The organism is Leucobacter sp. USHLN153, assembly GCF_037145615.1.
Taxonomy (GTDB): domain Bacteria; phylum Actinomycetota; class Actinomycetes; order Actinomycetales; family Microbacteriaceae; genus Leucobacter.
This window is the reverse complement of record NZ_JBBCXE010000002.1, coordinates 85,505-103,004: the sequence shown is the minus strand read 5'-3', so window position 1 is coordinate 103,004 and position 17,500 is coordinate 85,505. Positions and strand designations below refer to the sequence as shown.

Sequence of the window (17,500 nt, the reverse complement as noted above, 5' to 3'; positions counted from 1 at the left end):
ACTCAGACACCGGCCACCCGCTTTCGCGTATGAGAGTAGCGTGGCGCGTTCCCTCGGCTTGCGGCGCTCCGGCCACCGACCGCCGCAGTTGCGCCGAATCAGCCCGGCGCGGACGTTGCCTCTTCCGCGACCGGTGTCAGGTGCCGGGAAAAGAAGCGGGCGGCGTCCTGAGCCGCGAACGAGGGGACGCCGGTGTGGCCGCCCATATTGGCGTACAGCGTCTTCTCCGTTGACGCGAACGCGTTGAAGAGATCGAGCGCGAGTTGCCGATCGTTGCCCTCGTCGTCCCACTGCAGGAGCATGTGCACCGGGATGGTGACTTCGCGCGCCTGCTCAATGATTGACTGCGGCACATAGCTGCCCGCGAACAGTCCAGCCGCCACGATGCGCGGGTCCACTGCGGCCATGCGGACGCTCAGAGCGATCAGCCCTCCCGAGATCCCCACCCGATCTCCGATCTCGGGCAGCGTCAGCACCGCGTCAAGCGTCGACTGCCACTCGGGCGCCGCCTGATCGACCAGCGGAAGCACGAGTCTGTCGATGACGTCCTCGCTCGGCCGCTCCCCTGCCGAGATCGCTCGCGTGAGATCATCGCGCGCTTCCGCCGCGCCCGGGATCCGTGGCCGTTCACCAGCGCCGGGCAGTTCAATACACACCGCCGCCATCCCCTCCGTGGCTACGCTGCGCGCTCTCGCGACCAGGCGGGGATGCATACGCTGCATTCCGATTCCGCCGGGCTGTCCCATGAGGACGACTGGCACCGGCGCGAGTGGGGATGCAGTTCGCGGCGTCCACAAGATGCCGGGGACACCGTTCAGGGTAAAAGTGCGTTCAACGGTTCCGTCGTCGAGGTGTTGTTCAGAGGTGAAGTTCATGGCGTGCCTTTCGGGAATACTGCTTTCGGGCGGCGCTCCCGGGCGACCTCTCACCCGACCGAAACTCCTCCGAGGAGCACCCATGTCGATTCGTTCACGGGTCTCACCTCCTCTGCTTCGTGTGCGGTAGCCACGACAGTATCCCCTGCTCACCGTCCTCCGCAACCGCTCCTGATGAGCCGAGGCAGTCGTGCGCTTGGGGCCCTTTGGCGAGCGGATCGCGCCGCGCGTGGCGCCGACATGTGATCTGTGCCATCGCGGCGGGTCGTCCTTCCGTGCGGCCCCAGGCGCTTCACCTACACCGCTGCAACCGGACCGTGCACGCGGTACGTGGAGATGACGACGCCGGTCGTCGTGCTCGTCGTCTGCACGGGCTCGAGCGCCAAGGCGGGCGTGCCCGGCGCGAAGAGACGCTTTCCGACGCCGAGCAGCACCGGGTAGGTGATGAGGGTGAGCTCATCGACGAGTCCATGCTCGAGGAGTAGCGAGGTCAGACTCGAGCTGCCCCAAACGACGAGGTCGGGGCCGGCCTCTGCGAGGAGCGCTCGAACCGAGGCAATGACGTCGGCTCCGACAGCTTCGGCGGGGCCCCACGCGAGGTCGTCGCGGCGGTGCGTGACGACGTACTTCGTCGCCGCGTCGAAGAGGTCGGCGAGCGGGCTCGACGGCGCCTGCCCCCACGAGGATGACCACTCGTCATAGGTGCGGCGCGCGAGCAGCAGGTCGAAGTGCTCCCCCTGCGCAGCGAGCACGGCGGCACCGCCCTCGGGACTCATGAAGGGCACGAACCACCCCTCGTAGCGAAACTCCTCGTCGACGGAGTGCTGAATCACGCCGTCAAGCGAGATGTGCTCGATGATGGTGAGCTTCCTCATGTGTGCCTTTCTGCGTTGGCTGCGACACGTCTCGGGGCTGCCGCGAGCCTCGTCGATGAGCGGGCGGCTTACGCGGGGTGCGGATCTTCACCGCGTGACCAGGCGATCGCAATGAGACGGCGGAGCACGTCGAGATCGATGTCCTCGAGCTTTCTCACGTACACGCAGCCCGCGCCCTCCGTGTAGGTGCCGAGCCTCGGGAGCAGCTCCGCGCCCTCGGGAAGGTCCTTGAGCCCGTAGATCGACAACTGCGCCTTGCGCGGGGAAAAGCCGACCTTGGGCCAGGTGCCCCGCGTGCGCGGATTCGCCGGCGAGACGTAGCGATAGGCGCCATACCCGACGATGGATGGCCCCCACATCACCGGATCCGCTCCCGTCACCTCGCGGAAAATTCGGGCCAGAGCCTTCCCGTCGATGCGGCGTTTCACGGGCGTCGCTGCCGCGAGAAAGGCGTCGACGTCAGCGTCGGTCGGCTGAGTCTTCGCTTCTGCCATGCACTCAGTATCGCGCGGGAGATGCGGCAGCGCACCCCCTCCCCTGTGTCGGCTCACACGCGCCGTCGCGCTCTACTGCGCTGTCGCGCTCTATTGCGGGAGCGCACTGCCACGCCCTACCGTTCCGTCAGCACCAAGGAGATGAGGTGCGCGAGCGACTCTCGGGCCTCCCGCTCCGGGAGACCGCTGCTCAGCACGTGCACCCCGAGCCCCTCCGCTGCAGCCAGCAGACCGGTCCCGGCAGCGTGAGCCGCCCCCGGATCGACCTCGTTACCTGCGGCCCGGATGATCCCTGCAATGTGCCCGCGCAAAGCCTCGTTCCCCTCCTCGAGCGAGAGAGCGGCCTCCGCGTGGCTCGCCGCATAGGCCTGAAACGCGAGACCGACCTGCCCGTCTGCTCCCTCGCTGTCACCCTCCGGAATCAGCATGCCGAGCAGCGTCTCCAACACCCGCTGCGGCGACGGGTGCTCACCGAGCGCGGCGAGCCTCGCTGTCACTCGCTCCTCGTACCGTGCGCTGACCGTGCGCATCGCGAAGTGCATCATCTCCGCCTTCGACGCGAAGTAGTGCTGCACCATCCCGACCGTCACTCCGGCCTCGCTCGCGACATGGCGAAGACTCACGGCTTCAAGTCCGTCCCGCGAGATCACTCGAAGCAGCGCGCTCGCTATGTGCGCCCGACGTTCCTCGTGGTCCACCCGCTTCGGCATACCGCCATCGTTTCACATTGCGGTCGTATTGACAAAGCATGATTGATGCGTTTATATTACGAGTGCAATGCGACGCGCTGGGTGTCGCGGGGTGGGCTCGCGAGCCCCCTTGGAAAGCAGGAGAGGACGCCGCCGATGCCCGAGGCTCCCGCTGGCACCGAACCGCGGTCGCGTGCTTCGCGAGCTTTCGCGCTCGTGGCACGGGCCGGCCGGATCGAGAAGATCATCTACCGGAACCTCGGACTCGCGCTACGCCGCCGCCCCGATGTGCCCGCTGACGGAAAGGGCTTTCACTTCCACGCGCCGGTACTCACGATCCTCTGGATCTTTATCGGCCTATCCGCCGTCGAGTTGGTCATCCTCGATCTCATCGTGAATCGCTGGTTCGTCGTGAGAGTGATCTGCCTCGCCGTCAGCATCTGGGGGCTCGTGTGGATGTTCGGCCTGCTGTGCGGGTACTACATGCGACCTCATGCCGTGAGCGGACGGGGAATCGAGATCCGAAACGGCCTGGATCTCGATATTCGCTTCCCGTGGGATGACGTTCGCTCCGTCGCGGTGCGAAAGCACACCTTCGAGTCGAAGGAGCGGATCCTCGACGTCGACGGCAGCGCGTTTCTCGTGCTCCCGATCCTCACCGAAACGAATATCGAAATCACGCTGGAGGGACCACGCCCGGTCACGCTTCCCGGCGAACCGCCGAAGGGCGGGCGCCACACCGTCTCGACGGTCTGCATCTGGACCGATGATCCGCAGGGCTTCCTCGACGAGGTGCGACGCCACCTCTAGCCCGCGGCACGACCAGACTCAGCCTCGAGCGCGATTATCCGCCCTCGCACCATCGGTACGGGACAATGGACTGAGCACTACGAAAAGTACCCACGGAATCGCAGCCTTCTGAACTGGTGGTACACCGAAATCTCGGAGAGAACCCAAAAAAGGCGACGATCGACTCATTCAGCCCATCGTCGACCTCTTGGCAACGACTAGCACGACCAAAGTCGGTTGTCCGCGTACATTTGAAATGGTGGATCTAAGGGGACTCGAACCCCTGACCCCCTGCATGCCATGCAGGTGCGCTACCAGCTGCGCCATAGACCCGTGGAAGTCGGACGAATGCTCGCCCGACAACTCCTCTACTCTACATCACGTGACCCGGAGTGAACCAAATCAGGCTCCCCCGGGCGCGTCTCACGAGTCGCTCGCGGGATCCTGATTCTGCGGCTGCGGCAGCATCGACTGGGTGTCGATGAGCGGCGCATCCTGCCAGAGCTTCTCGAGCTGATAGTAATCGCGATCCTCGTGATGAAACACGTGCACGATGAGGTCGCCGAAGTCGAGCAGCACCCAGCGGCCGCTCTCGCGGCCCTCGCGGCGCACCGTGCGCACGCCGGCCGCGTTCAGTGCGTCCTCGACCCCGTCGGAGATCGCCTGCACGTTGCGCTCCACCGATCCGCTCACGATCAGGAACACGTCCGAGAGCCCGAATTGCTCGGTGACTTCGAGTGCGACGGGAGCCGTGGCACCCTTTTCGTCGGCCGCGCGGACCGCGACCTGCAGATCATCTCGCACGTTGCGGATGTCGTTCGTTGCGACGTTCAGTTCAGTTCCTTCGTACTCACAATTGAGGCTGGAGATCAGCCGAAAAATCCATTGGTCGCGCCCCAGATACCGAGACCGACCACGACGACGACCAGGCCACCGCCGGTGATCGAAAGAATGAGCGGCAGCTTGCTCTTCTCCCGCGCCGGCTTTGCAACCACGGGAACGCTTGAGTCTACACGCGCACTCACGGCGTGCCTCGCAGAAACGGGTACCGGCCCGCCGTGCTCGGCCTGCGACTCGGTCATCGGGTCGCCGGTGATCGGGTCCATCTCGATCGAATCGTGAATCGCCGAGTGCCCGCCCGTTTCGCCCAGCGATTTCGGGAGGTGCAGCGATCCGGTGACGTAGAGATCGCCGGTCGCACCGAGCGGGCCCGTGAGCCCGCCGGTGTCCTCGGGCATCGACGGGAGAATCAGCGCGGACGACCCCGTGGTGTTGGTCGACCCCTCCTGGGCCACCGCACGTGAAATCAGGTCGTCGAAGTCACCGCTCGGGCCGGCAGTACCGGCCTGCGGGAACTGACGCGAACTCGGGTCATCGAATACGGAGCGCCACTCCTCGGGAGGAGCAATGTCGGGGAAGGAGTAGCTCGACTTCTGCGACGGGTTCGATGACTCCGAAGCGGGCTGCGCTTCAGCACCCGACGCTTCGGCGCTCGGCGCCACCTCGGCCGGGGCGGTGGGCAGCACCGTGGTTTCGGGCTGCGCGGCGGCAGGCTCGGCGGGTGCAGGATCAGCAGCAGCGGGTTCGGCGACGGCAGCCTCGGCGGCAACCGACTCCGAAACTGCGGGCTCCGCGGCAGCATGATCAGCCGAGTTCTCCTCCGAAACAGCAGCGGGAGGGATCACCTCGGCGGCCTGCACCGCCTCGGGCACTGCTGCCCGCTCCGCGGCAGAGGAATCCGCTACCGGAGCCTCGACGACAGGAACCTCAGTGACCGCTTCCGCAGCGGGCTCGGGAGTTGCAGCGGGCTCGGGAGCGGCAACGGTCTCAGCGACCGGCGCGCCTGCAGCAGCCGACGGCTCTGCGGCCGGGACCTCGGGAACCATCTCCACCGGCACAGCCGGGATCTCCTCGACGGGAACCGCGGCGGGTTCCTGCGCTTCTCCAGGCTGAGCCGCCTCGGGCACGTCACTTCCGCCGACCTGAGCGTTCTCCCCCGGGGCTTCGGCCTCCCGCAGTTCCTCGACCGTGAACGGCTCGGTCGGCGGGGCGATCAGAGTGTCGAAGTCGGGTTCAGCGGAAGCCCCAGCGGGCACGCCTGACTGCGCCTGTGCTTCTTCTGCGGGCGTCGCCTCCTGCACCGGCGCAGCTTCGCTACCGACCACCGGAGCTTCTACCACTGCAGGTACCGCAGGAGCCGCTTCGGGGGCGGGCTCGACGACCTCCCCAGTAACGACCTCCGCGCGCTCCGCAGCAGTCAGATCCGCGGCTGCGGCGGGAGGCAGCGGCTCGGCCATCAGCGCTTCGATGCTTCCGGTCTCAGGGTCCGCGGGAACTTCCCCCTGCTCGGCCGTACGCTGAGCCAGCAGCTGAACGATCGCCGCTTCGCGAAGCTCGCGCATCTCGCGGCGACTCCGGGGCGTCCCATCCTCGCGAACGGGCGAAATCTCAATGTCGAACTCTGACGCGTCGACCGCAGCAGTTCCGGCAGCATCCTGCGACGCCTGAGTCGACGCGTCGGTAGACTCGGCCGAGAGGTCGCCGACGTCGATGGCGCCCGTTTCCGCCAGCTCGCGCATTCGCCGTTCGCGGCGGCTCAGCGGCGGTTGCTCGTCGTGCTCACTCATTACTTTGTCGCTTCCTCGGTGTATAGCCCGTGCTTCGCAATGTACTGCACCACACCGTCAGGGACGAGGTACCACACCGGGAACCCTCGGGCGACTCGTGCCCGACAGTCCGTCGACGAGATCGCCAGCGCGGGAACTTCCAACAAGCTTACGTGTTCCGACGACAATCCCGAAAGCGATAGCTCATGCCCCGGTCGTGACACCGCGATGAAGTGCGCGAAGTCCCAAAGCCGGTCGGCGTCCTTCCACCCGAGGATCTGCTCGACCGCGTCTGCGCCCGATATGAAGAAGAGTTCGTCATCCGGAAACTGCTGGTGCAGGTCGCGCAGCGTATCGACCGTATACGTCGGTCCTTCGCGGTCGATGTCCACCCGGCTCACCGTGAACCGCGGGTTCGAAGCGGTCGCGATCACCGTCATCAGATACCGGTGCTCGCTCAGTGAGACGCGCTGCTTCTGCCACGGGCGACCCGTGGGCACGAAGATGACCTCGTCAAGGTCGAAGCTCTGCGCTACCTCGCTTGCGGCGACCAAGTGGCCGTGATGAATGGGATCGAAGGTGCCACCCATCACCCCGATCCGACGCGGGTTCGACACGTCGGCGTGCTCGCTTAGTGGTGCGTCGGCGTCTCTGAACCGTGCTGACGAGCGTAGGCCTCTGCCTTGGCTGCGTGGCGGTTCGCCACGTCACGGAACGAGAACACCACGCCAGCGAAAACCACGAAGATACCGAAGACGATGATGCCGTAGAGCACGGGCGGCATCGGCAGCTCATTGACGACGTGGTGCCCCTCTTCGGCGGCAGCTGCGATCGTGGCAAGAAGTGACATGGGTTCCCCTGCATTCATGACGATTGGGTGATACTCGAACCAGTGTATCGGTTTTGATCAGCGGATCTGTCCAGCGCCCCGCACGAGCCACTTCGTGCTCGTGAGTTCGGCCAGGCCCATCGGCCCGCGAGCGTGCAGCTTCTGAGTCGAGATGCCCACCTCGGCTCCGAAGCCGAACTCACCGCCGTCGGTGAATCGCGTCGACGCGTTCACCATCACGACCGCCGAGTCCACCTCGGCGAGGAACCGCTCCGCATTCGCGTAGTCGGCCGTCACGATCGCCTCGGTGTGACGGGTCGAGTAGCGCTCGATGTGCGCGAGCGCCTCATCAAGAGAGTCGACGATGCGCACGCCCATTTCGAGTGCAAGGTGCTCCGTGGCCCAGGTCTCATCGTCGGCGGCGGTGAGCCCCGAAACGAACCCGCGGACCTCCTCGTCGCCTTGCACGTCGACCTCCGATGCGCGTAGCGCCTCGACGAGCCGAGGCAGCAGCCGCTCCGCAGCATCTCGGTGCACGAGCAGCGTCTCCGCCGCGTTGCACACGCTCGGGCGGTGCGTCTTCGCATTGAGCACGATCGACTCAGCCATGTCGCCGTCCGCCGTGGCATCGACAAACACGTGCACGATGCCCGAGCCCGTTTCGATCACCGGCACGGTCGATTCATTGACGACGGTCGAAATCAGCCCGGCACTCCCGCGCGGGATCAGCACGTCGACGTAACCGCGAGCGCGCATGAGCCGCGCGGCGCCCTCCCGCCCGAACGGATCGATCGTCTGCACCGCGTCCCCGGCGAGGCCCGCCTCGGAAACTGCGCGCTGAATCAGCCCGACCAGCACCTCGTTCGTGTGCTCCGCGGCGCTGCCACCGCGCAGCACCACCCCGTTTCCGCTCTTCAGCGCGAGCGCCGCGATATCGACCGTTACGTTCGGACGGGCCTCATAGATCGCGCCGATCACGCCGAAGGGCACACGCACCTGGCTGATGCCGATGCCGTTCGCGAGGGTGCTCCCCCGCACGACCTGGCCGATCGGGTCGGGCAGCGCGATGAGCTCGCGCACCGCGGCCGCCAGCCCCAGAACGCGGGCCTCGTCGAGCCTCAGGCGATCCAACAGCCCCGAGCCGATATTGTTGCGCTCGCCGTTCGCGAGATCTCGTGCATTCGCCTCGACGATCTCGGGAACCGCACCCTCGAGCGCCACCGCGATCGCTTCGAGCGCGGCGTTCTTGCTCGCTGTCGTCGCATTCGCGAGCGAGCGCGCGGCCGTGCGCGCAAGGTCGAGACGTTCCAGGAAAGCATCGGGAGCAGCCATAGAAATCAGACTACTCGGTGCCACCGACACTTCCGAACGAATGTCCCTTGCTACGCCTCGGACGGCCGCGCCGCGAAGCGCGTGCCGTGATCCGCACCCTCGAGCACCGCAGCGATGAGCCGCGTCTCGGTCAGCAGCACGGTCGTGCCGGCGTCCGCGGCCAGACGCGCTGCCTGCACCTTCGTCGCCGCGCCGCCGGTGCCCCAGCCCGACTGACTCGCGCCGATCTCGATGCCGACGAGGGGGTCGCCGTACGCCACCTCCGCGATGCGCTCGGCCCCCGCCATCATCGGCGGCGCCGTGTACAGCGCGTCGACGTCCGAGAGCAGCACGAGCTGATCCGCACCCACGAGCCGCGCGACCAGCGCCGCAAGCCGGTCGTTGTCACCGAAGCGGATCTCGTGGGTCGCGACCGTGTCGTTCTCGTTGATGATCGGCAGAATGCCGAGCTGCAGCAGCCGTTCGATCGCCCGCCGCGCATTGCCGCGGTGCGTCGGATTCTCCATGTCGTGAGCGGTGAGCAGCACCTGCCCCGCGATGATCTCGTGGGTGGTGAGCGCACGCTGGTAGCGGTTCACCAGAATGTTCTGCCCGACCGCGGCAGCGGCCTGCTGGGTCGCGAGGTCTTCGGGCCGTTCTTCGAGCTGCAGGAACGGCACTCCGGTCGCGATCGCGCCACTCGAGACGAGGATCACCTGCGCGCCGGCCGCGTGCAGCCGTGCGAGGGAGGCGACGAGATCGGGGATCTGCGACGAATTATCGCCGCTCACCGAGGAGGAACCGACCTTGACGACGACGCGCCGCGCCGCGAGAAGCTCGGCGCCCCGGCTCACGATTCGTCCTCCCACATTCCCGCCTGGCGCTCGCGCTCGAGCTCCGCCCGGGCCTCCGCCTTCGCATCCATGAGGCCGTGGTAGTCGACGCGGCGCTCCTTGTTCGTGCGACGGCCATTCTGGTCGACGCGCAGGTCTGTGCCGCGCGCGCCCATTTGCACCTCGGCAGCACTCGTCACCGTGGGCTCCCAGTCGAACACGACACCGGATCCCGGGCCGATCACCACGGTCGAACCCGCGACGGCGCCCGCCTTCACGAGCGCGTCCTCGATGCCAATCTTCTGCAGGCGGTCGGCGAGGTAACCGACGGCCTCGTCGTTCGTGAAGTCGGTCTGCGCGACCCAGCGCTCCGGCTTCGCCCCGAGGATCCGGTAGAGCGTGCCGTAGCTGCCGCCCTCCCGCACGACGCGGAAGCCGCTGTCGTTCACGGCCTTCGGCTGCAGCACGATGCGCTCGGGCGCCGGCGCCTCCTCGAGTCGACGCTGCCGCTCGGCCTCGACGAGCTCCGCGAGCGCGAAGCCCAGCTCGCGCAGTCCCTCGTGCGAGACCGTCGAGATCTCGAACACGCGGTAGCCCTGCGCCTCGAGCTCGGGGCGCACGAAGTCGGCGAGCTCGCGAGCCTCGGGCACGTCGATCTTGTTGAGCGCGACGAGCTGCGGGCGCTCGAGCAGCGGGGTCTGCCCCTCGGGCACCGGGTATGCGGCGAGCTCCGCTTTGATCACCTCGAGATCGGAGAGCGGATCGCGGCCCGGTTCGAGGGTTGCGCAGTCGAGCACGTGCAGCAGACCGCTGCACCGCTCGACGTGTCGCAGGAAGTCGAGGCCGAGCCCCTTGCCCTCGCTCGCGCCCTCGATGAGGCCCGGCACGTCGGCGACAGTGAACCGGTGCTCATCGACCTGCACGACGCCGAGATTCGGGTGGAGCGTGGTGAACGGGTAGTCCGCGATCTTCGGTTTGGCCGCGCTCATCGCGGCGATCAGGCTCGACTTGCCGGCGGACGGGTACCCGACGAGCGCTACGTCAGCGATCGTCTTGAGCTCGAGGGTCAGCGACCCCTCCCAGCCCTCGGTGCCGAGCAGGGCGAAGCCCGGAGCCTTGCGCTTCGAGCTCGCGAGCGCGTGGTTGCCGAGGCCGCCCACGCCGCCCTTCGCCGCGACGTAGCGCGTGCCGGGCTCGGTGAGATCGGCGAGCGTCTCCCCCGACTCGTCCTTGATCACGGTGCCGACAGGAACCGGGAGCAGCAACTCCGCCCCGTTCGTGCCGGCGCGGTAATCTCCGGCGCCATAGCCGCCGTTCTCAGCGGCCCGGTGCGGCCGACGGTGGTACTCGAGCAGGGTCGTCACCTGCGGGTCGGCAAGGAACACGACGTCGCCACCGTGACCACCGGCTCCCCCATCGGGGCCGGCAAGCGGCTTGAACTTCTCGCGACGGATTGACACGCAGCCGTTGCCGCCGCGGCCCGACTGGAGGTGCACTTGCACCCGATCGACGAACGTGACCATTGTGAATTTCCCTGCCCTAGATACGGCAAAAGGCGAGCCGAAGCCCGCCTCGCCGTTGACTGCCTGAAGTTAGGCGGCCGTCACGATGTTGACGACCTTGCGGCCGCCCTTCGCGCCGAACTCGACCGCGCCCGCTGCGAGAGCGAACAGCGTGTCGTCGCCACCACGGCCGACGTTGGCGCCGGGGTGGAAGTGCGTGCCGCGCTGACGAACGATGATCTCGCCCGCGCCCACCTGCTGACCGCCGAAGCGCTTCACGCCGAGGCGCTGTGCGTTCGAATCGCGACCGTTACGGGTGGAGCTGGCGCCCTTCTTATGTGCCATGAGTCTCTACTCCTTGTGTCCGAGGCGATTACTTGATGCCGGTGACCTTGAGGCGCGTCAGATCCTGACGGTGCCCCTGGCGGCTCTTGTAACCGGTCTTGTTCTTGTACCGCTGGATAACGATCTTCGGGCCGCGAAGGTCGTTGAGGACCTCGGCGGTCACCTTGACCTTGGCGAGCGCCGCAGCGTCGGTGGTCACCTGGTCGCCATCGACGACGAGCACCGCGGGAAGCTCGAGCTTGCCCTCAGCGTCACCCGCGACACGGTTGACCGTGATGATCGAGCCAACCTCGACCTTTTCCTGACGTCCGCTTGTGCGCACTACTGCGTAAACCACTTCATACCCTTTTCTCGAGGATCGTCTTCCGTGTCGAAGCGCAGCGCCGCCGCGTTCGAAGCCTGAGTTCGCTGCACCAAAAGAGCAGCACCAACGGTCAATATTATCTCGAAGCACCGATTTTGGTCAAATAGGCGCCCCGCGTGTCACTCTCGCTCAGCCTGGCGGCGCTTCACCGTCAGGTCGAGGGCCTCCGCGAGCGCGAGCTGTGCCGCTTGCTTCGGGTCGACCGACGGTGCTTCGGTGTGCGGATCTGCCGCGCCACGATCTCGCTGCTGCGATGCCGCGGTTCCCACCTGTGCAGGCTCGGCGGAGCGCGCCGACTCCGAGGAGCTGAGCTGCGCCGTGCTCACGCGCCGATTGCGCGCGCGTCCGTTTCCGGCCGCGGGCGCCTCGGGCAGCGCGTCGAGCACGGAGTCGAGGAGTGCCGGCGCTTCGCGCTCGGTGCGCTGGGCACGACCCGACCGGGGCTCGCGGCTCTGCACACGACCGGTCTGCACTCGCTCAGCCCGATCCTCACCGCGCGCTTCGCGCACCGCGCCGTCGAGCGCTGCGGGCGCCTCGCTCTCGGCGTGGCCCTCCCCCGCCTCCGCCTTCGTCGCGTGCAGCGTCGAAGCCGCGATCTGCGCGATCATGTTTTTCGCGCCGTCGGTGATCGCGTGCGTCTGCGCCTTGTGCTCCGTGTGCGACGAGCTCGCAGAGTGTCCGTTCTGCTGCCCGCCGTTCTTCCCGCGCTTCGACCCGCGGGAAGGAGCGTCGGAGCGGTGGTGCTTGGTGACCGGCTCGTGGTGCACGATCAGGCCGCGCCCGGCGCACACGTCGCAGGGCTCGCTGAACGACTCCAGGAGGCCGAGGCCGAGCTTCTTGCGCGTCATCTGCACGAGGCCGAGCGAGGTGACCTCGGCAACCTGGTGCTTCGTGCGGTCGCGGCTCAGGCACTCGACCATGCGGCGCAGCACGAGGTCGCGGTTCGACTCGAGCACCATGTCGATGAAGTCGACCACGATGATGCCGCCGATGTCGCGCAGCCGCAGCTGCCGCACGATCTCCTCGGCCGCCTCCAGGTTGTTTTTGGTGACGGTCTCCTCGAGGTTGCCTCCCGAGCCGACGAACTTGCCGGTGTTCACGTCGACCACCGTCATCGCCTCAGTGCGGTCGATGACCAGCGATCCGCCCGACGGCAGCCAGACCTTGCGGTCGAGCGCCTTCGCGATCTGCTCCGTGACCCGGTACTCGTCGAAGATGTCGCGCTCGACCTCGTAGCGCTCGACGCGCTCGAGCAGATCCGGGGCCACCTGCGAGAGGTAGCGCTCGATCGTCTCGTAGGTGTCGGCACCCGCGATCGTGAGGCGGTGGAAGTCCTCGTTGAAGACGTCCCGCACGATCTTGATGAGCATGTCGGGCTCCGAGTGCAGCAGCACGGGGCCGCCGCCCTTCGCGACGCGCTGCTGAATCGACTCCCACTGGCGGGTGAGGCGCTGCACGTCGTGGGTGAGCTGATCCTCGCTCGCGCCCTCGGCCGCCGTGCGCACGATGACGCCCGCACCGCTCGGCAGCACCTCCTTGAGGATCTTCTTGAGGCGCGCGCGTTCCGTGTCGGGGAGCTTGCGCGAGATGCCATTCATGGCGCCGCCGGGCACGTACACGAGGAAGCGCCCCGGCAGCGAGATTTGGCTCGTGAGACGGGCGCCCTTGTGCCCGACGGGATCCTTCGTCACCTGCACGAGCACGTGGTCGCCCGGCTTGAGCGCGTTCTCGATGCGTCGTGCGGCGTTGCCGCCCTCGAATTCCGACCAGTCGACCTCGCCCGAGTAGAGCACCGCGTTGCGGCCGCGGCCGATGTCGACGAACGCCGCCTCCATGCTCGGCAGCACGTTCTGCACGCGGCCGAGGTACACGTTGCCGATGAGCGAGTTCTCGCTCGAGCGCGCGACGTAGTGCTCCACGAGCACCTTGTCTTCGAGCACGCCGATCTGCACGCGGTCGGCGGTGGTGCGCACGATCATCTCGCGGTCGACGGCCTCGCGGCGGGCGAGAAACTCCGACTCCGTGATGACGACCCGACGACGGCCGGCATCGCGACCGTCGCGGCGGCGCTGCTTCTTGGCTTCGAGGCGGGTGGATCCCTTGACCTTCTGGGGCTCCGTGATCACGGGGGCCTGGCGCGGCGCGCGGCGAGGCGCCTCGTCCTCTTCGTAGTCGGCACCGCCCCGGCGACGATTCCGTCGCTGGCTCGAACGGGCGTCCCGATCCTCTGCCGCGTCGTCGCGGGAGTAACGGTCGTGATCTCGAGCGCCTCGCGCATCCTCGCGCGAGAAGCGCTCGTCGAGCAGATCGTCGAGCTGGCGCAGCTCCGAGCGATGCGGTTCTGTGCGGTGGAGTTCCGAGCGGCGGGGGCGCGGAGGCACGGGCGGCACGTCGGGCGCCAGGAAGATCAGGCGCGTCGTGGCGCGGAAGCGCTCCTCCGGCGTCATATCCGCGAGCGGGAGCAGCAGCGGGGGCTTCTTCTCGGCGGCGACGGTCGAGGATTCGGCCGAGGGGGTCGCTTCCTGGTCGCCCGCGTCCGCGGTCACGGGTTCTGTGGACGCTGCTGCAGCCGCCACCGATTCCGTGGCAGCCTCTGCATCCGCAGGAGCCTCGTCGGCGCGAGCCGCTTCGGCGTCGGGGCTCGCCTCGGACGCTGCGTCCGCACTGCGTTCCGCGCGTTCATGCGCGGCTTCGGTGTTCGCTGCAGCTTCGACGCGAGCTTCCGTCAGGCCGTTCTCAGCTTGCGCCTCGGCCTCGCCGCTCTGATCAGCTGTGATCTCTTCTGCTGTATTGTCCTTCACCATTGCTGGTGTCTCCTCTGCCCCGAGCAGAAGCGGTACTCCCCCCGGGGTCGTTCCTCGTGCGGTGTGACCCGCGAATCCTGTTCTCCGCGAACGCCGTGCGTCCGCGCTCGGCCTTCTTCGACCGGTGAGGGTCTCACGACCATCAAAAGACTGTGCGCACGTTTCGCCGCTGCGGCGCGCCGTACCCCTCCATTATGTCACGACGGCGGCCGAGCGGAACTGAGCGGCCGATCTCGCAGGCAGCGCCAGTACGATCGCTGTATGAGTATCGACACCCGCGACCGGACACGGCCAGTCGCATTCGCCGTGTTCACCATCGTCGCGGGTCTCGTGGGCTGGTTCGCCTCGTTCGAACTGCTCACCGAGTACATCAAGACGCTGCAGAACCCGGATTACGTGCCGAACTGCTCCGTGAGCATCCTCGTGACGTGCTCGCCGAACATGGCTTCGTGGCAGGGATCGCTGCTCGGCTTCAGCAACACCGTTCTCGGCGTTGCTGGGTTCGTGGCACCGATCGCCGTGGGCGTAGCGCTCCTCGCGGGTGCTCGATTCTCCGCGTGGTTCTGGGCGCTCTACCAGGCGGGCCTGCTCGTCGCGTTCGTCTTTGTGTGCTGGCTCTTCGCGCAGAGTGTGTTCGTCATCGGCTCGCTCTGCCCGTGGTGCATGATCGTGTGGTCGGCGACGATCCCGCTCTGGTGGGTGACGTTCTTCCGCGCCTACGCGGTCGGGGATATTCCGCTCGCAGCCGGCGCTCGGCGCCTTTTCGAGAAGCTGTACTCGTGGAGCTGGGTCGTCATACTCGTGACCTTCGCCGTTATCGCGTTCCTCGCGCAGATGCGACTCGACTGGCTCGCGGAGTTCAGCCGCGGGTAACGAGGCGCTCCCACAGCTGATCCACCTGCTCGAGGGTTTCAGCCTCGCTGCCTGACGTGTCGATTACGACGTCCGCAATTTGGCGACGCTCCTCGTTGCTCGCCTGGCGCAGAATGCGCGCCCGAGCATCGTCCTCCGTCATACCGCGCAGGGTCATCATGCGCGCAACGCGGGCCTCGATATCCGCCTCCGCGACGACGATGAGATCCCACTGTTCATCCCGAGCATCGGTCTCGACGAGCAGCGGGATCTCATAGACCACGATCGATTCAGGATCGACCGCGCGCGCCGCTTCCACCCGCTCGGCGAAGAGACGACGCACCTCGGGGTGCACGATCGCGTTCAGCTGCGCGAGAGCCGCGGCGTCCCCGAACACCCGGGAGCCGAGCGCCGCGCGATCGAGCGAACCGTCCACGAGCCGCAGCTCCTCGCCGAACGTCGAAATGACGCGTTCCAGACCTGGTGAGCCCGGTGCGACCGCGTCGCGCGCGAGCTGGTCGGCGTCGATCCGCCTCGCCCCGCGCGCTTCGAACCGCCGTCCGATCGTCGATTTCCCGGAGGCAATTCCGCCCGTCAGCGCGATCAGTTGCATGGGCATCAGCTTATCGCCGGGCGCGTGGTCTCGCCTCCGGGGCGCGGCCACGCAATCGCGCGCTCCGCATTTGCACCCATACGACGCGAGTGGCCGTATCGGCCAGGTCGAAGCGGCCACTTGCGTCCCATCGCTGAGTCCCGGGGGGCAGCGATCGGCGACGTCAGCCGCATTTGGCCCAGAAACGCCGAAGGCCCGGCTCTCGCAATGAGAACCGGGCCTGCGAACGAGTGAGGGTTAGTTGCCCTCGAGCTGAGCCTTCAGCGCAGCGAGTGCTGCGTCGTCGGCGAGAGCGCCGGCCGAAGCCGAATCGCTCGAGAAGCTCGACGAGGCCGAAGCCTCGGCGGCCGGCGCTGCGGCAGCCTCTGCGAGCATCGCGGCGACCTGCTTCTTGTGAGCCTCCCAGCGCTCCTGGGCAGCAGCGTACTCCTGCTCCCACTTCTCGCGCTGTGACTCGAAGCCTTCCTTCCACTCCTGAGTCTCGGGATCGAAGCCCTCGGGGTACTTGTACTCGCCGTTCTCGTCGTACTCCGTGGTCATGCCGTAGAGCGCGGGATCGAACTCGGTGCCCTCGGGGTCGACGCCGTCGTTCGCCTGCTTGAGGCTGAGCGAGATGCGGCGGCGATCGAGATCGATGTCGATGATCTTGACGAAGACCTCCTGGCCGGCCTGAACGACCTGCTCAGCGAGCTCGACGTGCTGACCCGACAGCTCCGAGATGTGCACGAGGCCCTCGATGCCGTCTGCGACGCGCACGAACGCACCGAACGGAACGAGCTTGGTGACAACGCCCGGTGCGATCTGGCCGATCGCGTGGGTGCGGGCGAAGACCTGCCACGGGTCCTCCTGCGTCGCCTTCAGCGACAGCGAGACGCGCTCGCGATCGAGCTCGACCGACAGCACCTCGACGGTGACTTCCTGGCCGACCTCGACGACGTCAGAGGCGTGCTCGATGTGCTTCCAGGAGAGCTCGGAAACGTGCACGAGGCCGTCCACGCCACCCAGGTCGACGAACGCACCGAAGTTGACGATCGACGAGATGACGCCCTTGCGCACCTGGCCGGGCTTGAGCTCCGCGAGGAACGAGGAGCGGGTCGCCGACTGCGTCTCCTCGAGGAGCGCGCGACGCGAGAGCACCACGTTGTTGCGATTCTTGTCGAGCTCGAGGATCTTCGCCTCGATCTCCTGGCCGAGGTACGGCGTGAGATCGCGCACGCGGCGCAGCTCGATGAGCGAAGCGGGGAGGAAGCCGCGGAGCCCGATGTCCACGATGAGGCCGCCCTTGACGACCTCGATAACGGTGCCGGTGACGACACCCTCGTTCTCCTTGATCTTCTCCACGTCGCCCCAAGCACGCTCGTACTGAGCACGCTTCTTCGACAGGATCAGGCGACCCTCTTTGTCCTCTTTCTGGAGCACGAGCGCCTCAACGGAATCGCCAACCTCGACGACCTCATCGGGGTTCACGTCATGCTTGATGGACAGCTCGCGCGAGGGGATGACACCCTCGGTCTTGAACCCGACGTCGAGGAGCACCTCGTCGCGGTCAATCTTCACGACGGTGCCCTCGATGAGGTCTCCGTCGTTGAAGGACTTAATGGTCTTTTCGACCGCTGCAAGGAAGTCGTCGGCTGAGCCGATATCGTTTACGGCGACCTGCTTGCGTTCGGTCGTTGCGTTCGTCATGTAATTGGTCTCCAGAATGGACAGAATATTCAG

18 protein-coding genes and 1 tRNA gene are annotated in these 17,500 nt (G+C 66.9%); 2 read left to right on the top strand and 17 right to left on the bottom strand.

Annotated features, from left to right (window positions below):
* Positions 1–98 precede the first annotated feature (98 nt).
* The 4 genes from WFH00_RS03670 to WFH00_RS03655 form a co-directional block, all read right to left on the bottom strand.
* A complete protein-coding gene (locus tag WFH00_RS03670; RefSeq protein WP_336659273.1) occupies positions 99–656 on the bottom strand; it encodes an alpha/beta hydrolase in 558 nt (185 codons plus the stop codon).
* Positions 657–1,171: 515 nt separating this feature from the next.
* The gene (locus WFH00_RS03665) at positions 1,172–1,750 is read right to left on the bottom strand and encodes a dihydrofolate reductase family protein (RefSeq protein ID WP_336659272.1); all 579 of its coding nucleotides are present in this window, start codon (positions 1,748–1,750) and stop codon (positions 1,172–1,174) included.
* Between the two features lie 68 nt (positions 1,751–1,818).
* Positions 1,819–2,244 carry a DUF1801 domain-containing protein gene (locus tag WFH00_RS03660; protein WP_336659271.1) on the bottom strand — a complete coding sequence of 142 codons (426 nt, stop codon included), beginning with the start codon at positions 2,242–2,244 and terminating at the stop codon, positions 1,819–1,821.
* A 116-nt stretch (positions 2,245–2,360) separates the two neighbouring features.
* The gene (locus WFH00_RS03655) at positions 2,361–2,954 is read right to left on the bottom strand and encodes a TetR/AcrR family transcriptional regulator (protein ID WP_336659270.1); all 594 of its coding nucleotides are present in this window, start codon (positions 2,952–2,954) and stop codon (positions 2,361–2,363) included.
* Between the two features lie 135 nt (positions 2,955–3,089).
* Between WFH00_RS03655 and WFH00_RS03650 the strand changes: the two genes are divergently transcribed.
* Positions 3,090–3,743, top strand: coding sequence for a hypothetical protein (locus WFH00_RS03650; protein ID WP_336659268.1), 654 nt, complete (start codon positions 3,090–3,092; stop codon positions 3,741–3,743).
* Between the two features lie 236 nt (positions 3,744–3,979).
* Here the strand turns inward: WFH00_RS03650 and WFH00_RS03645 are convergent.
* From WFH00_RS03645 to WFH00_RS03595, 11 genes are all read right to left on the bottom strand, one after another.
* A tRNA-Ala gene (locus WFH00_RS03645) sits at positions 3,980–4,055 on the bottom strand.
* A 90-nt stretch (positions 4,056–4,145) separates the two neighbouring features.
* Positions 4,146–4,526: a ribosome silencing factor gene (gene rsfS / locus WFH00_RS03640; protein ID WP_336659267.1), complete on the bottom strand. Its 381-nt coding sequence runs from the start codon at positions 4,524–4,526 to the stop codon at positions 4,146–4,148.
* Positions 4,527–4,591: 65 nt separating this feature from the next.
* Positions 4,592–6,349, bottom strand: coding sequence for a hypothetical protein (locus WFH00_RS03635; RefSeq protein ID WP_336659266.1), 1,758 nt, complete (start codon positions 6,347–6,349; stop codon positions 4,592–4,594).
* Positions 6,349–6,945, bottom strand: coding sequence for a nicotinate-nucleotide adenylyltransferase (nadD, locus tag WFH00_RS03630; protein WP_336659265.1), 597 nt, complete (start codon positions 6,943–6,945; stop codon positions 6,349–6,351). The genes WFH00_RS03635 and nadD overlap by 1 nt, the downstream gene beginning before the upstream one ends.
* Positions 6,946–6,959: 14 nt before the next feature.
* Positions 6,960–7,178: a hypothetical protein gene (locus WFH00_RS03625; RefSeq protein WP_336659263.1), complete on the bottom strand. Its 219-nt coding sequence runs from the start codon at positions 7,176–7,178 to the stop codon at positions 6,960–6,962.
* A 57-nt stretch (positions 7,179–7,235) separates the two neighbouring features.
* Positions 7,236–8,489, bottom strand: coding sequence for a glutamate-5-semialdehyde dehydrogenase (locus WFH00_RS03620; protein ID WP_336659262.1), 1,254 nt, complete (start codon positions 8,487–8,489; stop codon positions 7,236–7,238).
* Positions 8,490–8,539: 50 nt separating this feature from the next.
* Complete coding sequence (proB, locus tag WFH00_RS03615) at positions 8,540–9,322, bottom strand: glutamate 5-kinase (RefSeq protein WP_336659261.1); 783 nt, start codon at positions 9,320–9,322, stop codon at positions 8,540–8,542.
* The gene (obgE, locus tag WFH00_RS03610) at positions 9,319–10,824 is read right to left on the bottom strand and encodes a GTPase ObgE (protein WP_336659260.1); all 1,506 of its coding nucleotides are present in this window, start codon (positions 10,822–10,824) and stop codon (positions 9,319–9,321) included. Before obgE ends, proB begins: the two co-directional genes overlap by 4 nt.
* Positions 10,825–10,893: 69 nt before the next feature.
* Positions 10,894–11,148 carry a 50S ribosomal protein L27 gene (rpmA, locus tag WFH00_RS03605; RefSeq protein ID WP_336659259.1) on the bottom strand — a complete coding sequence of 85 codons (255 nt, stop codon included), beginning with the start codon at positions 11,146–11,148 and terminating at the stop codon, positions 10,894–10,896.
* Between the two features lie 28 nt (positions 11,149–11,176).
* A complete protein-coding gene (gene rplU, locus WFH00_RS03600; RefSeq protein ID WP_336659258.1) occupies positions 11,177–11,485 on the bottom strand; it encodes a 50S ribosomal protein L21 in 309 nt (102 codons plus the stop codon).
* A gap of 146 nt (positions 11,486–11,631) precedes the next feature.
* Entirely contained in the window at positions 11,632–14,313 is a 2,682-nt protein-coding gene (locus WFH00_RS03595) for an Rne/Rng family ribonuclease (RefSeq protein ID WP_442918797.1), read from the bottom strand.
* 264 nt (positions 14,314–14,577) lie between these two features.
* Here WFH00_RS03595 and WFH00_RS03590 point away from each other — a divergent pair, with 264 nt between their 5' ends.
* Positions 14,578–15,189 (top strand): vitamin K epoxide reductase family protein, encoded by a 612-nt coding sequence (locus WFH00_RS03590; protein WP_336659256.1) that lies wholly within the window; start codon positions 14,578–14,580, stop codon positions 15,187–15,189.
* On the opposite strand, the gene coaE is transcribed toward WFH00_RS03590, so the two are convergent.
* Complete coding sequence (gene coaE, locus WFH00_RS03585) at positions 15,176–15,781, bottom strand: dephospho-CoA kinase (RefSeq protein WP_336659255.1); 606 nt, start codon at positions 15,779–15,781, stop codon at positions 15,176–15,178. The two genes, WFH00_RS03590 and coaE, sit on opposite strands and share 14 nt — an antisense overlap.
* Before the next feature lie 237 nt (positions 15,782–16,018).
* Positions 16,019–17,467, bottom strand: a complete 1,449-nt coding sequence (gene rpsA / locus WFH00_RS03580; protein ID WP_336659254.1) for a 30S ribosomal protein S1 — start codon at positions 17,465–17,467, stop codon at positions 16,019–16,021.
* Positions 17,468–17,500: the final 33 nt, after the last annotated feature.

Coding starts and splice junctions, on each gene's coding strand:
- WFH00_RS03665 (WP_336659272.1), bottom strand. CDS start 1,750: ATGAGGAAGCTCACCATCATCGAGCACATCTCGCTTGACGGCGTGATT.
- WFH00_RS03660 (WP_336659271.1), bottom strand. CDS start 2,244: ATGGCAGAAGCGAAGACTCAGCCGACCGACGCTGACGTCGACGCCTTT.
- WFH00_RS03655 (WP_336659270.1), bottom strand. CDS start 2,954: ATGCCGAAGCGGGTGGACCACGAGGAACGTCGGGCGCACATAGCGAGC.
- WFH00_RS03650 (WP_336659268.1), top strand. CDS start 3,090: ATGCCCGAGGCTCCCGCTGGCACCGAACCGCGGTCGCGTGCTTCGCGA.
- WFH00_RS03635 (WP_336659266.1), bottom strand. CDS start 6,349: ATGAGTGAGCACGACGAGCAACCGCCGCTGAGCCGCCGCGAACGGCGA.
- WFH00_RS03625 (WP_336659263.1), bottom strand. CDS start 7,178: ATGTCACTTCTTGCCACGATCGCAGCTGCCGCCGAAGAGGGGCACCAC.
- WFH00_RS03620 (WP_336659262.1), bottom strand. CDS start 8,489: ATGGCTGCTCCCGATGCTTTCCTGGAACGTCTCGACCTTGCGCGCACG.
- obgE (WP_336659260.1), bottom strand. CDS start 10,824: ATGGTCACGTTCGTCGATCGGGTGCAAGTGCACCTCCAGTCGGGCCGC.
- rpmA (WP_336659259.1), bottom strand. CDS start 11,148: ATGGCACATAAGAAGGGCGCCAGCTCCACCCGTAACGGTCGCGATTCG.
- WFH00_RS03590 (WP_336659256.1), top strand. CDS start 14,578: ATGAGTATCGACACCCGCGACCGGACACGGCCAGTCGCATTCGCCGTG.
- coaE (WP_336659255.1), bottom strand. CDS start 15,781: ATGCAACTGATCGCGCTGACGGGCGGAATTGCCTCCGGGAAATCGACG.
- rpsA (WP_336659254.1), bottom strand. CDS start 17,467: ATGACGAACGCAACGACCGAACGCAAGCAGGTCGCCGTAAACGATATC.